Annotated in this window: 12 protein-coding genes and 1 riboswitch; of the genes, 9 read left to right on the top strand and 3 right to left on the bottom strand. The window is 57.1% G+C overall.

Annotated features, from left to right (window positions below; translation table 11 throughout):
• Positions 1 to 51 precede the first annotated feature (51 nt).
• The 5 genes from C7386_RS08095 (at position 52) to C7386_RS08115 (ending at position 5,488) form a co-directional block, all read left to right on the top strand.
• Positions 52 to 1,611, top strand: a complete 1,560-nt coding sequence (locus C7386_RS08095) for an oligosaccharide flippase family protein (protein WP_165815505.1) — start codon at positions 52 to 54, stop codon at positions 1,609 to 1,611.
• Positions 1,612 to 1,973: 362 nt separating this feature from the next.
• Entirely contained in the window at positions 1,974 to 2,174 is a 201-nt protein-coding gene (locus tag C7386_RS08100; RefSeq protein ID WP_110436676.1) for a DUF1858 domain-containing protein, read from the top strand.
• Positions 2,175 to 2,237: 63 nt separating this feature from the next.
• Positions 2,238 to 2,924, top strand: a complete 687-nt coding sequence (locus C7386_RS08105; RefSeq protein WP_110436677.1) for a tRNA (adenine(22)-N(1))-methyltransferase — start codon at positions 2,238 to 2,240, stop codon at positions 2,922 to 2,924.
• Complete coding sequence (locus C7386_RS08110) at positions 2,921 to 3,697, top strand: Nif3-like dinuclear metal center hexameric protein (protein ID WP_116705256.1); 777 nt, start codon at positions 2,921 to 2,923, stop codon at positions 3,695 to 3,697. Before C7386_RS08105 ends, C7386_RS08110 begins: the two co-directional genes overlap by 4 nt.
• A gap of 12 nt (positions 3,698 to 3,709) precedes the next feature.
• A complete protein-coding gene (locus C7386_RS08115; RefSeq protein WP_110436679.1) occupies positions 3,710 to 5,488 on the top strand; it encodes an Rqc2 family fibronectin-binding protein in 1,779 nt (592 codons plus the stop codon).
• Positions 5,489 to 5,567: 79 nt separating this feature from the next.
• Here the strand turns inward: C7386_RS08115 and dapB are convergent, their stop codons facing one another.
• From dapB to asd, 3 genes are read right to left on the bottom strand one after another with little or no spacing between them, the layout of a single operon-like run.
• Complete coding sequence (gene dapB, locus C7386_RS08120; protein ID WP_110436680.1) at positions 5,568 to 6,332, bottom strand: 4-hydroxy-tetrahydrodipicolinate reductase; 765 nt, start codon at positions 6,330 to 6,332, stop codon at positions 5,568 to 5,570.
• A gap of 15 nt (positions 6,333 to 6,347) precedes the next feature.
• On the bottom strand, positions 6,348 to 7,238 hold the full coding sequence (gene dapA / locus C7386_RS08125) for a 4-hydroxy-tetrahydrodipicolinate synthase (RefSeq protein WP_110436681.1): 891 nt from the start codon (positions 7,236 to 7,238) through the stop codon (positions 6,348 to 6,350).
• An 18-nt stretch (positions 7,239 to 7,256) separates the two neighbouring features.
• Positions 7,257 to 8,339 carry an aspartate-semialdehyde dehydrogenase gene (gene asd, locus C7386_RS08130; protein ID WP_110436682.1) on the bottom strand — a complete coding sequence of 361 codons (1,083 nt, stop codon included), beginning with the start codon at positions 8,337 to 8,339 and terminating at the stop codon, positions 7,257 to 7,259.
• Between the two features lie 221 nt (positions 8,340 to 8,560).
• A riboswitch (Lysine riboswitch) is annotated at positions 8,561 to 8,743 on the bottom strand.
• A gap of 94 nt (positions 8,744 to 8,837) precedes the next feature.
• On the opposite strand from asd, the gene C7386_RS08135 reads away from it, so the two are divergent.
• From C7386_RS08135 to brnQ, 4 genes are all read left to right on the top strand, one after another.
• The gene (locus C7386_RS08135; protein WP_110436683.1) at positions 8,838 to 10,544 is read left to right on the top strand and encodes a SpoIID/LytB domain-containing protein; all 1,707 of its coding nucleotides are present in this window, start codon (positions 8,838 to 8,840) and stop codon (positions 10,542 to 10,544) included.
• A gap of 82 nt (positions 10,545 to 10,626) precedes the next feature.
• Positions 10,627 to 11,652, top strand: a complete 1,026-nt coding sequence (gene queA, locus C7386_RS08140) for a tRNA preQ1(34) S-adenosylmethionine ribosyltransferase-isomerase QueA (protein WP_110436684.1) — start codon at positions 10,627 to 10,629, stop codon at positions 11,650 to 11,652.
• A gap of 22 nt (positions 11,653 to 11,674) precedes the next feature.
• On the top strand, positions 11,675 to 12,817 hold the full coding sequence (tgt, locus tag C7386_RS08145) for a tRNA guanosine(34) transglycosylase Tgt (RefSeq protein ID WP_110436685.1): 1,143 nt from the start codon (positions 11,675 to 11,677) through the stop codon (positions 12,815 to 12,817).
• A 75-nt stretch (positions 12,818 to 12,892) separates the two neighbouring features.
• Entirely contained in the window at positions 12,893 to 14,176 is a 1,284-nt protein-coding gene (brnQ, locus tag C7386_RS08150; protein WP_116705257.1) for a branched-chain amino acid transport system II carrier protein, read from the top strand.
• The last annotated feature ends 172 nt before the right edge of the window (positions 14,177 to 14,348 follow it).

Genomic DNA, 14,348 nt, shown 5'->3' on the forward strand with positions numbered 1-14,348 from the left:
CGCATATTCCGTGCAGAATCCGCATAGAATTTCGTGAAATGGGGTCATGCTGTGCGGGTCAGAAAAGGAACGATTTTATACGCGGCAGGTGTGCTCGCGTGCGGAAATGTGCTGCTGCAGGTGCTCGGATTTGTCTATCGCGTGGTGCTCAGCCGCTTTGCAGGCGCGGAAGGTCTGGGCGTGTACCGGCTGGTCAATTCGGTGTATTTAGTGTTGCATGCAGGCTGCCTGTCCGGCGTGACGACGGCGTGTTCGCGGCTGAGCGCAGCGTGCGAAGCAAGAGGGGAGAGCGGCCGCTTAGGTGCGGTTTTGCAGCTGGCGTTCCGCGCCTTTTTTGCTCTGAGTGCGGCCTGCGCAGCGGTGGTTCTGCTGTGCGGCGGCAGTATCGCGGCAAATCTGCTCGGTGACGGACGCTGTGCGCGCGCGTTTCCGTACATGCTGCTGTGCCTGACGCTCACCGGCGTAGAAAATATTTTCAAATCGCTGTTTATCGGCCTGGAAAGGGTACAGTACACAGCCTGCTCTGAGGTCGGGGAGCAGCTTATCCGCATCTTCGCGGTCAGCTTTCTGCTGTACGAATATGGCAGCGGCGACTATGGCAGAATCGCCATGCTCATCTTCGCGGGCATGGTGTGCAGCGAGATTTTCAGCGCGCTTTTCCTCACGCGGCTGTTCCGACGAAATATGCGGCATATTCGCTTTACAAGGCCGGATAAGGAACTTTACGGTCAGTTTTTCGGCATTGCCGCGCCATTATCGGCCTCGGCGCTGATCGGCAATATGCTCGGCTCGGCAGGCGCCGTCCTGCTGCCGCAGCGTCTGATGGCGGCCGGTCTGGACTATGAGCAGGCGCTGTCCGCGCTCGGCGTGATCTCGGGCATGGCCATGCCGCTGCTGCTGTTTCCGGTCGCGTTCGTCAGCTCGGTCTGCACGGCGCTGCTGCCCGCCGTCACGGCAGCGCAGGCAGTCGGTGAGCAGGCACGCGTGCGTGTTTTGACCGGCCGAGCCGTTACGACTGTGGGTCTCATCGGCATACCGGCAACTGCCGTTCTCGTGCCGCTGGCACCGCAGCTGAGCGAGCTGTTTTTCCGCCAGCCGCTCACCGGCGGCTATGCCGCGCTGCTCGGCGCGGCAGCCGTGGCGGCCTATTACCAGATGGCGACCGGCAGCCTGCTCAATGCGCTCGGCCTGCAAAGGTGGAACGTGGCAACCGCCATCTCTGCGGAGCTGTGCCAGCTTGCGCTGCTGTACCGCTGGTGTGCAAGGCCAACGCTCGGCATTTACGGCTATTTACTTGCCATGTTTTTAACCGGAGTGAGCGCCGCTGCGGTCAACCTTGCCATCCTGCACCGGCGAACAGCGTTCCGCCTGAAACCCTTCCGGCGGTTCGGCGTGCCGCTGCTCTGCGGCACTGCGGTTTACCTGTGGACTCGCTTTTTCGCGCAGACATTCGTCTGCCGGTTTGATAACACCGTGACCGCCCTCGCGGCAGCGCTCGTGTCAGCTATCATATTGTATTTGCTCGTGCTGAGGCTGCTTGGCATCCGTCTCGGGCGGTATCTGGCACATCGCGTGGAAAATCCGGCAGTCCTTCCAGTATTCTTGTGGTAGGAAAATAGAGAAGTGCTATCAGCGTGAAGATTGGAGAAAGGGGAACGGGTTACCGCTGTGCGGGCGGCCAACAAGGATGCTCCTATAATAATACATATGCTCGATTAGGGGTTTATCGTTAAATTTACGACAATCGTCAGCGGAAAAGTGTCAGATATGTATGAGGTCGGCGCCTGCATTTTGCAGGCGCCGGCTTTTTTGTTGCAGGAATAAAAATGAAAACAGGGCGCTTCACAGCAGTGAAACGGTCTGTTTTACGCAGTTTTCCGACCGATTTCACAGGGAATACTATTTACTGCTTGAATAGTACGGATTTTTGCGGTATACTATAAACAAATAAAAAGCAACAGGAGGCTACTATCATGGCTGCTATTACGAAGAAGTCCACCATTGGTGAGGTTCTGAATATGAACATCGAGACCGCTCGTTTCTTTATGGAAATCGGCATGCACTGCCTCGGCTGCCCGGCATCTCAGGGCGAGAGCATCGAGGAGGCCTGCATGGTACACGGCACCAATGCAGATGAACTGGTTGCCAAGCTCAACGCTTTTCTGGGCGAATAAGTCGAGTGAGTAAGAAAATTAGAGCTGGCATTGTTTGCCGGCTCTGTTTTTTTGGAGTTTTACATGGAAAGTATGATTTTAACACCGCGGCTGGCCTGTATGGCGGCTCTGGTGCCGCCGAATGCTCGATTGGCGGATATCGGAACGGATCACGGCAAGCTGCCGATCTCACTGCTGCTGGATGGGCATATTGCATCGGCTATCGGCTCGGATATCCGTTCGGGACCGCTGGCGCATGCGGAGCGCAATGCGAAAGAGCATAATGTATCCCTGTCTCTGCGGCTTGCGCCGGGACTGGAGGCCGTGCGGGCGGAGGAATGCGACACCGTAACGATCGCAGGCATGGGCGGCCAGACCATCGCAGAGATTTTGACTGCCGCACCGTGGACCGCCCAAGGTGACCACCTGCTGCTGCTCCAGCCGATGACCATGATTGCAGAGCTGCGCCGGTGGCTGTACGCGCACGGCTACGCCGTCGAGCGTGAAACGCTGTGCCGCGAGGACAGACGGCGTTACGTCGTTCTCAGCGTACGCGGCGGTGCACCGAAGCGGGAAATACCGCTGAGCGAATGTGCGGTTTCTCCGGCCTTGCTGCGTGCAGAGGGGGCTGCCGATTATCTTGAGCAGCTCTACCTGCGGGAGAAAAAGGCACTGGACGGCATGGAACAGGGCGCATCGGAGAACAAGCGTCTCGCGTACCAGCGTGCGCTGGTGCAGTGCATCCAATCTGCAAGGGAGGAACTGAAATGACGACGGTTCAGGATATTTTGACATTTATGGAGGGCCTTGCTCCTTACGAGCTGGCGGAAAGCTGGGACAATGTCGGCCTGCTGTGCGGCGATCGTGCGCAGGAGGTCACGAGCGTGCTTTGTGCGCTCGATGTGACAGAAACGGTCGTGCAGGAAGCGGCTGAGCGCGGTGCGCAGCTTGTTGTCGCACACCATCCGGCGATCTTTACCTCAGTCAGCCGCGTGACATCGGACGATACGACCGGTCGAGTGCTGCGTTACGCGATCAAGCACGATATTTCTATTATCTGCATGCATACCAACGCAGACTGTGCGGAGGGCGGTGTCAATGACGCACTCGCGTCCGCGCTGTTCCTCACCAACGTGGTGAGCATGGAGGCCGGCGAGAACGGCATGCTCGGTCGTGTGGGCGATCTGCCGCGTGAAATGCAGCCGCGCGAATTTGCACTCTATGTTAAGGAGTGCCTGCGTGCGGGCGGTGTGCGCTTCTGCGACGGCGGCAAGCCGATCACGCGCGTAGCGGTCGGCGGCGGTGCCTGCGGCAAGCTGATGGACTATGCAGTCGCAGGCGGCGCACAGGCGTTCGTTATCGGCGACTGCAGCTACGATCTCATGCAGCGTGCGCAGGCCATCGGTCTGTCTCTGGTGGATGCAGGACACTTCCCGACCGAGAATCCGGTTGCGGCCGTGTTCGCCGATAAAATCACAGCCGCATTCCCGCAGGTTCTCACCGAGGTTTCCGAGCGGCACGCGGACTGTATCCAATTTGTTTAAGGAAGAATTTATATGCCATTAGATGCGATCTGCCTGCGGGCAGTGACAAATGAACTCAATAACGTACTGGCAGGCTGTCGTGTAGAGAAGGTCTATCAGCCGGACCGCGATGAAATCGTGCTGCAGACACGCGGCGGTCAGGGCGGTCCGCGCCGACTGCTGCTGTCGATCGCGGCAGGCTCGCCGCGCGTGCATTTCATTGACGCGGCTCGAGAGAATCCGGCGGCGCCGCCGATGTTCTGCATGCTGCTGCGCAAGCATGTGCAGGGCGCAAAGATTGCGGCAGTGAGCCAGCCGGCGGTCGAGCGTATGCTCACCATCGAACTGGATACGACGGATGAAATGGGTGTACCCTGCAAAAAGCACCTCATCTGCGAGCTGATGGGCAAGCACTCCAACGTCATCCTGTGCGGCGAGGACAACCGCATTATTGACGCTCTGCGCCGTGTAGACGGCGACCTGTCCGGCAAGAGGCAGGTTCTGCCCGGTCTGTTTTACCGCATGCCGCCTGCACAGGACAAGCACGACCCGTTCACGGTTTCCGGCACAGGACTTGCCGCCGCCGCATCGCAGGCGGAAGAAGGGCAGACGCTCGACCGCTGGCTGCTCAGTCAGCTTCTGGGTTTTTCGCCGCTGCTCTGCCGCGAACTGTCCTTCCGCGCGACCGGTGACGCAGCCAAGCCCATCGCACGCATGACGGATGAGAACCGTCAGCAGCTCGGCAAGGTGTACGACGATTTCATGTCGTATGTCGAGGATAACCGAGCCAAGCCTTTCCTGCTGACCAAGGTCGAGGACGGTGCGGTGTTCGACTTCACCTTCCTTCCGGTGACGCAGTACGAGGGTCTGATGAACGTCACGCAGGCGGACAGCTTCAGTGCACTGCTTGCAGCCTTCTTTGAGAAAAAAGGTAAGGCTGAGCGGATGCAGCGCCGCACCGGCGACCTGCACAAAACGGTCACGAATGCCCGCGACCGCGTGGCCCGCAAGCTGGCGGCGCAGAAAAAGGAACTCGCGGCTACGCACAACCGTGAGCAGTACAAGCGCACCGGTGAACTCATCACCGCGAACCTGTACCAGTTGGAAAAGGGCATGAACAAGGCGAAAGTGGTCGATTACTACGCAGAAAACTGTCCGGAGGTTGAAATTACGTTAGATGTGCGGCTGACGCCGCAGCAGAACGCACAGAAGTATTTCAAGCTGTACAACAAGGCCAAGACCGCCGAGGAAGTGCTCACACAGCAGATCGAGCAGGGCACAGCCGAGCTGGATTATCTGGAAAGTGTCCTCGCTGCTCTCAGCGAAGCCGAAAACGAGCGCGACCTTGCACAGCTGCGCGAGGAGCTCACGCAGTCCGGTGTGCTTTCTGCCAAGCAGACGCGCAACAAGAAGCTGCGCGGCAAGCCGGCGCAGGCAAAGCCGTTCCATTACCGCACGAGCGACGGATTTGACGTATTTGCAGGCAAAAACAACCTGCAAAACGACCTGCTGACACTCAAGACTGCGTTCAAGAGCGATATCTGGTTCCACACGCAGAAGATTCACGGCTCGCACGTTATCCTCGTGACGGACGGCAGGGAGCCGACTGATGAGGCCATGACCGAGGCCGCCATGATCGCAGCGTATCATTCGCGAGGACGCTCGTCCTCTCTGGTGCCGGTGGACTATACGCCGGTTCGCCAGGTGAAAAAGCCTGCGGGTGCGAAGCCGGGCATGGTCATCTACCATGTGTACCAGACCGCGTATGTCACGCCGGACGAAGCCGAAGTAGAAAAGCTCCGCGTGGAATAAAAATAAACCGCTCTCGAACTTTTGAGAGCGGTTTTTACACGAAAAAAGGGATTCTGTCAGAAACAGAATCCCTTTTGTTTTACTTGTGGGATGCGATAACGTCGCTCATGTCGTATATGCCCGGCTGGGTGCGCTCGGCCATGAAAGCGGCTGCATCAACCGCACCGACTGCGAAAACCTCGCGGGACAGAGCGGTGTGCTTAATCTCGATGATCTCATCGCGGCCGCAGAACAGCACGCTGTGCTCACCAACGATGGTGCCGCCGCGGATCGCGGAGATACCGATCTCGTGTGCCGGACGCTTTTCGCGGCGCTCGTGACGGTCGTAAACGTACTCCGCATCATAGGGGAGTGCGCTCGCAACTGCGTCAGCCAGCATCAGAGCCGTGCCCGAAGGAGCATCCAGCTTCTGGTTGTGGTGCTTCTCGATGATCTCCACGTCGTACTTGTCGCCCAGAACAGCGGCGGACTGCTTGAGCAGCTCGCTCATCAGGTTAATGCCGAGGGACATATTGCCCGAACGGAACACCGCGATCTTTGCAGAAGCCGCACGGATGCGGTCCAACTGCGCCGCAGAGTGACCCGTGGTGCAGATAACGACCGGCGTGCCGTGCTGCTCGCAGTAATCGAGCAGGCGCTCGGTAGAAGCGGCGTTGGAGAAGTCGATGATTACATCGCATTCGCCGGTAAACTCAAACGGATCGGCAAAAATCGGGAAATCTGCATACTGCACCGTATTGATATCAAATCCCGCAACGATCTCCATACCTTCTCTGCCGCTGACAATGTCGTTGATGACATGGCCCATGCGGCCGCAGCAGCCGGAAAGTGCAATTTTCAACATCTTTTTATAGCTCCTTTAGATCTTGCAGCCGGCGTTTTCCAGCTCGCGCTTGATGTACGCGATGTGCTCCTCGCTCGGCTCAACCAGCGGCAGACGCAGACCGCCGACCTTCCAGCCGAGCAGCTCCATAGCCTTCTTGACCGGAATCGGGTTGACTTCGCAGAACAGTGCATCGATCAGATCGTGATACTGCAGCTGCAGCTTAGCAGCCTCCGGATAACGGTTGTCAAAGCACAGCTGGGTAATGTCGTGTGCAACCTGCGGTGCTACGTTGGACAGCACCGAGATAACACCCTTGCCGCCGAGAGACATCAGCGGGACGATCTGGTCGTCGTTGCCGGACCATACGTTCAGGTTGTCGCCGCACTTCGCCATGGTTTCAGCCAGCAGCGAGAAGTTGCCGGAAGCAGCCTTGAGGCCGTTGATATTCGGGTGCTTAGACAGCTCATACAGGGTATCGGCGGTGAAGGAAACGCCGGTACGGCTCGGTACGTTGTACAGAACGATCGGAAGATCGGAGCAGTCTGCGATTGCGGTGTAGTGTGCGATCAGGCCGCGCTGCGTAGTCTTGTTATAGTACGGCGTAACCGACAGACCGGCATCTGCGCCGCATTCAGCTGCAAACTTGGTCAGCTCAATGGCGTATGCGGTGTCGTTGGAACCCGTGCCGGCAACGACCGGTACACGGTGGTTGACATACTCGCAGCACCATGCCAGTGCTTCGCGGTGCTCCTTATCGTGCAGGGCAGATGCCTCGCCGGTGGTGCCGCAGACAACGATGGCATCCGTGCCGTGTGCGATCTGGTGGTCGATAATCTTGCCGAATTCCTCATAATCGACCTCACCGGTGGACTTGAACGGCGTAATAATAGCAACCGCAGCACCGGTAAAAACAGGCTTCTTCATAATAAAACGGTGACCTCCTTAACGGTCCATATAGCCCTCGGCGCAAAGCAGCTCTGCCATCAGAACAGCGCCGCCTGCTGCGCCGCGCAGAGTGTTGTGCGACAGGCTGACAAACTTGTAATCAAAGATGGTATCTTCACGCAGACGACCGATGGAAACACCCATACCATTCTCGAGGTTACGGTCCAGCTTGGTCTGCGGACGGTTATCCTCTTCGAAGTAAGTAAGGTAGTGCTCCGGAGCGGACGGCAGGTTCAGCTCCTGTGCGCGGCCCTTGAAGCTGTTCCAGCGCTCAATCATAACTTCCTTGCTCGGCTTGTTCTTGAACTTGACCGAAGCGGCAGCCATGTGACCGTCAGAGCATGCAACGCGCAGGCACTGTGCGGAAATAACCGGAGTGGTCGCAGACTCGATGTGGTCGCCCTCGATGTGGCCCCAGATCTTCATCGGCTCCTTCTCGCTCTTCTCTTCCTCGCCGCCGATGTACGGAATAACGTTGTCTACCATCTCGGGCCAGGTCTCAAAGGTCTTGCCGGCACCGGAGATTGCCTGATAGGTGCAGACGGAAACCTCGGTCGGCTCGAAGTCCATCAGAGCGGACAGCGCCGGAACGTAGGACTGGATCGAGCAGTTGGACTTAACGGCGATAAAGCCGCGCTTGGTGCCCAGGCGCTTGCGCTGTGCCGGAATGATCTCGGCATGGTCCGCGTTGATCTCCGGGATGATCATCGGAACGTCCGGGGTACCACGGTGAGCGGAGTTGTTGGAGCAAACCGGGCACTCGAGCTTTGCGTACTTCTCCTCAAGGGCGCGGATCTCGTCCTTCTTCATATCTACTGCGCAGAAGATGAAATCAACCTTGGAGGCGATCTCCTCTGCGTCGGCAGTTGCGTCGTACATAACCATGTCCTTGTACTTGTCGGGCATCGGAACGGTCATCTTCCAGCGGCCCTCACAAGCCTCGGCATAGGTCTTGCCCTTGTTTCGGCCGGATGCAGCGAGTGCTACAACGTCGAACCACGGGTGGTTTTCCAGCAGCAGGGTGAAGCGCTGACCGACCATACCGGTCGCGCCGACGATGCCTACTTTGTACTGCTTCATGTTTATCAAATCCTTCCAAAAGGTATTCTAACAAAGAAATTATGTGATGAAAAACATACAGAAAGAATATCCAGAGGCGACTTCAGATGATTCGGCAAGAGCAATTTTCCGCAAAGTGCCGCAGACGAATTGTACAGAGTTACCTCAAAAGAAAAATACCGGTTGAAAAACCGGTATGATCTATACTATAATAGAGGGAGCGGAACAAACCGCTGCGCTCTAAACAGAATAGCTCTCCACCGGCGTTTCCGCTGATGACAGACGCTGGGATATTTTCCGACGGCGTCCAGCACGGCCTTTCCGCAACAAGCACCGGCTTCGGCGGAGGTCCCTTTCCCGGGTGATTATCGGGTCTGCGGACCCTTCCAACCGGTACTGATGAAAACCGCACCTCTATCTGTATTGATACTTTCGCTTTTTATTTTAGAATATACCCTTGAGTTTGTCAATAAGAACAAGGCGAAACAAGGATAAAAAATAAAACAGGAGTTGATAAAAATGAAAAAGCTGTTATCCATGCTGCTTTGCGCCGTGATGACGGTCACCTGCATCGGTGCTGTTCCGGCACATGCAGCGAGCAGCGATACACGCCTGCGTGTCGGTCTGACGATCAGCGGCGCTTCCACCTTTGCTGCACCGCAGCTTGAAAATGTCAGCGGCTACAAAACCGGCTACACGGTCGGCACCGTCAGCGGCACCGCGTTCTCCGGCAGCAAGTCGATCACGAGCAGTGCGCTGACCGTCAAGCTGGTGAATGATGCCTTTCAGGTCAGCGATACCGACAGCGGCTCAGTGCTGTATACGTCCGCAGCGGGTGCAGACCATATCGCCATTCGTCCGAACAGCACGCTGACGTGGTTCAAGGGCTACAAGTGGTACGGCGATTTTGTGTACCGCCGTGCATCGAACGGCAGCATCACTGTTATAAACTATGTGGGTGTGGAGGATTATGTGAAGGGCGTGCTGCCGTATGAGATCGACCCGGACTGGCCTGTCGAAGCACAGAAGGCGCAGGCAGTGTGTGCTCGTTCGTTTGCACTCGGCACACACAAGCACGGCAGTGATTACGATCTGTGCAACACCACGAACTGTCAGGTGTATCTGGGCGCCAACCGTGCGACCGAGGCCTCGGATGCCGCAGTGAACGCCACCAAGGGTGAAACGCTGTCGTACAACGGCAGCTCGGTCATCGGTTACTTTTATTCGTCGGACGGCGGCGCAACCGAGGACGCAGCGAACGTCTGGGGCGGCGATTACGCGTATCTCAAGGGCAAGGCTGACCCGTATGAGGACCCGAACAAGGACAAGTGGACGGTGACGCTCACCGCAGATGAGATTCAGCAGAAGGTGAATGCCGCAGGCTACTCCATCGGCAAGGTAGCAAATGTGCAGGTCACAAAGCGCACCGCGACCGATAATGTAAACGAAGTCACCGTGACGGATACGAGCGGCAAGTCGGTTACGATTTCCAGGAGCAGCGTCCGCACAGTGTTCGGTCTCAAGAGCATTCGCTACACGATCACGCCGGTCGGCGGCTCGGGCAACAAGACCAGTCTGCAGGTCAAGGCTTCGACGCATAACGTCAAGGTCAACGGCAAAACCGTATCTCCGCAGGGCTATTACATTGTAAACGGCACGCAGTACGGCAACAATTACTTCAAACTGCGCGATATTGCCTATCTGCTGAGCGGCACCAAAGGTCAGTTCAACGTCCGTTGGGATAAGGAGAATGAACGCATTCTGCTGACCTCCGGCACGGCGTATGAGACCGTTGGCGGTGAGCTTGCGGATTCGTCCACGGCGGTGGAGAAAATCGGCAAATCCACCTCGACGATCGTGCTCGACGGCGAGGAGATCGCACTGGACGGCTACATCATCAACGGCAACAACTACTACAAGCTGCGCGATATCGGCAAGGCGATCGGCTTCGATGTTGATTTTGACAACGCAAGCAGCACTGTGCTTGTCAAAACCACAAGTGACTATTCCGGCGATGACGAGGATGCAAACAGTGGTAATTCGGGCAATACCGGCTCGAATACCACGCCGACCGTTACCAATCCGACCGGCTATACGTTCAACGGCTCCGGCTGGGGACACAGCGTCGGCATGAGTCAGTGGGGCGCTTACGCAATGGCGCAGAAGGGCTTCACCTATGACCAGATTCTGAAATTCTACTTTACCGGCATTGAGATTGCCGAGTAATCTGTAAAATCAACACGCAAGGGAGGAAAAACGGCAGGGGCGCTCAAGGCGATATTGTCTTAAACGCGTCCTTGCCTTTGTGATGAAGAAAAGCGATTTTTATTTTGATTTACCCGAACGCCTGATTGCCCAGCATCCGCTGGAGCAGCGCGACGCGTCCCGCCTGATGGTGCTCGACCGCAGGGACGGCTCGGTGACACACCGTCATTTCCGCGATCTGCTGGAGTACGTTCAGCCGGGCGACTGCATGGTGTTCAACAATTCCCGTGTCATTCCGGCGCGGCTGATGGGTCACGCTGTCGGCCATGTTACGCCGATCGAGGTGCTGCTGCTGACCGACAAAGGCGACGGCCTGTGGGAATGCCTGACGCGTCCGGGCAAAAAGACCCGCACCGGCGTAGAGCTGACCTTCGGTGACGGCCTGCTGACCGCAACCGTCGAGGCGGTTCAGCCGGACGGCAACCGCCTGATCCGTTTCCACTATGAGGGCATTTTCCTGGAAATCCTCGACAAGCTCGGCACCATGCCGCTGCCGCCGTATATTAAGGAAAAGCTGGATGATCCCGAACGCTACCAGACGGTTTACTCCAAAACACCGGGCTCTGCAGCTGCACCGACCGCCGGCCTGCACTTCACGACCGAGCTGCTTGACGCGCTGAAAGCCAAGGGAGTAAAACTGGCGTTCGTGACGCTGCATGTCGGTCTGGGTACGTTCCGCCCGGTCAAGGAGGATGAGATCACCGACCACATCATGCACTCCGAGTATTATATCATGGACGAAGAGACCGCGGGGATCATCAACGATACGCGTGCCGCAGGCGGCAAGATCTGGGCGGTCGGCACAACAGCTACCCGCACGCTGGAGACCATCGCGGCTGACGACGGGACCGTGCGCGCACAGTCCGGCTGGACGGATATTTTCATCTATCCGGGCTATAAGTTCAAGGCAGTCGATCATCTTGTGACCAACTTCCATCTGCCGGAGAGCACACTGATGATGCTGATTTCGGCATTTGCAACACGAGAAATGGTCATGAACGCGTATCAGGAAGCCATTAAGGAAGAATATCGTTTCTTCTCGTTCGGCGATTCGATGCTTTTGTACTAATGAAACAGGATAAGAGGGAATTATGGAAATCGGAAAATTTAACCTAATCAAAACCGAGGGCCGCGCCCGCCGCGGCGAGTTCTGCACGGCACATGGCGTGGTACAGACGCCGGTATTCCAGAATGTCGGCACAGCGGGTGCCATCAAGGGTGCGGTTGACGCGTTCGATCTCAAGGAGCTTGGCTGCCAGATTGAGCTGTCGAACACCTATCATCTGCACGTCCGTCCGGGCGACCAGATCGTCAAGCAAATGGGCGGTCTGCACAAATTCATGCGCTGGGACGGTCCGATGCTGACCGACTCCGGCGGCTTTCAGGTATTTTCGCTGGCGACCCTGCGCAAGATCAAGGAGGAAGGCGTAACCTTTCACTCGCACGTTGACGGCCGCAAGATTTTCATGGGACCGGAGGAGAGCATGCGCATCCAGTCCAACCTCGGCTCGGACATTGCGATGGCGTTCGACGAGTGTATCGAGAACCCTGCGCCGCGTGAGTATGTTAAAAACTCCATTGACCGTACCACGCGCTGGCTCAAACGCTGTAAAACCGAGCTTGACCGTCTGAACACGCTTCCGGATACGGTAAACCCGCACCAGCTGCTGTTCGGCATCAATCAGGGCGGCACTTATGACGACCTGCGTATCGAGCATATGCAGGCAATTGCGGAGCTGGATCTGCCGGGTTATGCCATCGGCGGTCTTGCCGTCGGTGAAAGCACCGAGGTCATGTACCATATTCTCGATGTTGTTCTGCCGCATGCGCCCGAGCATAAGCCGCGCTACCTGATGGGTGTCGGCACGCCGAGCAACATTATTGAAGGTGTCGCTCGCGGCATTGATTTCTTCGACTGCGTTATGCCGACCCGCAACGCGCGTCACGGTCATCTGTTCACGCATAACGGCATCCTGAACATTATGAATGCCAAGTACCAGACCGATGACCGCCCGATTGAAGAAGGCTGTCAGTGCCCGACCTGTCAGCGGTTCAGCCGCGCTTATCTGCGCCACTTGCTCAAGAGCGGTGAAATGCTGTCTCAGCGGCTGCTCGTCATGCACAATCTGTGGTTCTACAACCACCTCATGCAGGAAATCCGCGACGCACTCGATAACGGCACATTCGAGGCTTATCGCGCAGAATACAGCGAAAAAATGAGCAAACGCATCTGACTCGGATGCAAACCCGAGCGCCATTGTCCCGCGATAATGGCGCTTTCACTATTCATAAGGAAGGGGAGAACTGCTATGCAAAAGTTAAACCGAAGGAGCCTGCTTCTGGTAGGCTTTACGCTGTTTTCCATGTTTTTTGGCGCCGGAAACCTGATTTTCCCGCCGTATCTCGGCGCACAGGCGGGCGCTGACGCGTGGCTGGCCTTTGTCGGATTTGCGGTCAGCGCGATCGGTCTGCCGGTTATTGGCGTGATCGCTGTCGCGCGTGCAGGCGGGCTGTCCGAGCTGGCCGGGCGTGTGCATCCGCGATTTGCGCAGATATTTGCGCTGCTGGTCTACCTGTCGATCGGTCCGTGTCTGGCCATCCCGCGCACGGCGAGCACATCGTTCCAAATGCTCGCGCCGCTCATTGGCGGAGATGCAATGCGGCAGCTGATTTACTCTATCGTGTTCTTTGCGGCAGCGTTTTTCGTTGCACTGCACCCGGAGAAGCTGACAAGCTGGCTCGGACGCATTCTGTGTCCGACGCTGATCGTACTGATTTTCGTGCTGTTTTTCGGCTGCCTGTTTCATCCGGTGGCAGAGCATTACGGCGTGCCGACCGCAGCCTACGCTTCGCTGCCGGGCCTGACGGGCATTCTGAATGGCTACCAGACAATGGATACGCTGGCGGCACTTAATTTTGGCGCGGTTATCGCGCTGAATATTCGGGATTACGGTATCGAGGACGAACAGCAGGTGCGCCGCAGCACCATCCGTGCAGGCTGGATTGCAGGCGCAATGCTGCTTCTGGTTTACGCGATGCTGACGCACGTTGGCGCACTGTCCGGAGCGGCATGGCCGGGCGGCTCGACTGGCGCGGACACGCTGAGCAATATTGCCAGAGGTCTGTTTGGCCCGGTCGGGCAGGTGCTGCTTGCCGCAATTTTCGTCATTGCATGCTTCAATACCTGTGTCGGCCTGATTGCCTGCGTCGGTCAGTATTTCCATGAGCTGCTGCCGCGTATTCCGTATCCGGCCATTGCGGCGTTTTTTGCTGCGGCCAGCATGATTATTTCGAATATCGGTCTGGCGGGTATTATTCGTCTGTCCACGCCGGTGCTGAACGCGATTTATCCGGTCGCTATCGTGCTGATCGTGCTGTCGTTTCTCCCGAAGCCGGAGAAACACGGTGCGGTTTACCGCCTCTGTATTGCCTTTACTGCGGTGCAGAGCATTGCCGCGGCATTCCCGATTCCGGTCTTGTCGCCGCTGCTGCGGGCACTGCCGCTGAACGCATTCGGCTTCGGCTGGCTGATGCCGGCTGCGGTCGGTCTGCTGATTGGCTTGCTGCTTCCGAAGAAAACTGAAAAGGCATAAGAAAACACCCGTCAAGATTTTCTTGACGGGTGTTCAGTCGGTCAATAAAGTTCGTTTTCGTGATGTTGACGTTGCCGCGCGGCAGCGCGCATGAAATAATATTTGAGAAGCAAATATATCAAAACCGGGGGCGTGTACCTCGGTTTTGATACTTTAAGAGGGAGAAAGTTTC

The organism is Agathobaculum butyriciproducens (genome assembly GCA_003096535.1).
GTDB classification, from domain to species: domain Bacteria; phylum Bacillota; class Clostridia; order Oscillospirales; family Butyricicoccaceae; genus Agathobaculum; species Agathobaculum butyriciproducens.

Bases quoted from the DNA above. Each gene is read 5' to 3' on its own strand.
- C7386_RS08135 (WP_110436683.1), top strand. From the start codon at position 8,838: ATGAAAAAGCTGTTATCCATGCTGCTTTGCGCCGTGATGACGGTCACC.
- C7386_RS08105 (WP_110436677.1), top strand. From the start codon at position 2,238: ATGGAAAGTATGATTTTAACACCGCGGCTGGCCTGTATGGCGGCTCTG.
- C7386_RS08100 (WP_110436676.1), top strand. From the start codon at position 1,974: ATGGCTGCTATTACGAAGAAGTCCACCATTGGTGAGGTTCTGAATATG.
- dapB (WP_110436680.1), bottom strand. From the start codon at position 6,332: ATGTTGAAAATTGCACTTTCCGGCTGCTGCGGCCGCATGGGCCATGTC.
- tgt (WP_110436685.1), top strand. From the start codon at position 11,675: ATGGAAATCGGAAAATTTAACCTAATCAAAACCGAGGGCCGCGCCCGC.
- asd (WP_110436682.1), bottom strand. From the start codon at position 8,339: ATGAAGCAGTACAAAGTAGGCATCGTCGGCGCGACCGGTATGGTCGGT.
- dapA (WP_110436681.1), bottom strand. From the start codon at position 7,238: ATGAAGAAGCCTGTTTTTACCGGTGCTGCGGTTGCTATTATTACGCCG.
- C7386_RS08110 (WP_116705256.1), top strand. From the start codon at position 2,921: ATGACGACGGTTCAGGATATTTTGACATTTATGGAGGGCCTTGCTCCT.
- C7386_RS08115 (WP_110436679.1), top strand. From the start codon at position 3,710: ATGCCATTAGATGCGATCTGCCTGCGGGCAGTGACAAATGAACTCAAT.
- queA (WP_110436684.1), top strand. From the start codon at position 10,627: ATGAAGAAAAGCGATTTTTATTTTGATTTACCCGAACGCCTGATTGCC.
- brnQ (WP_116705257.1), top strand. From the start codon at position 12,893: ATGCAAAAGTTAAACCGAAGGAGCCTGCTTCTGGTAGGCTTTACGCTG.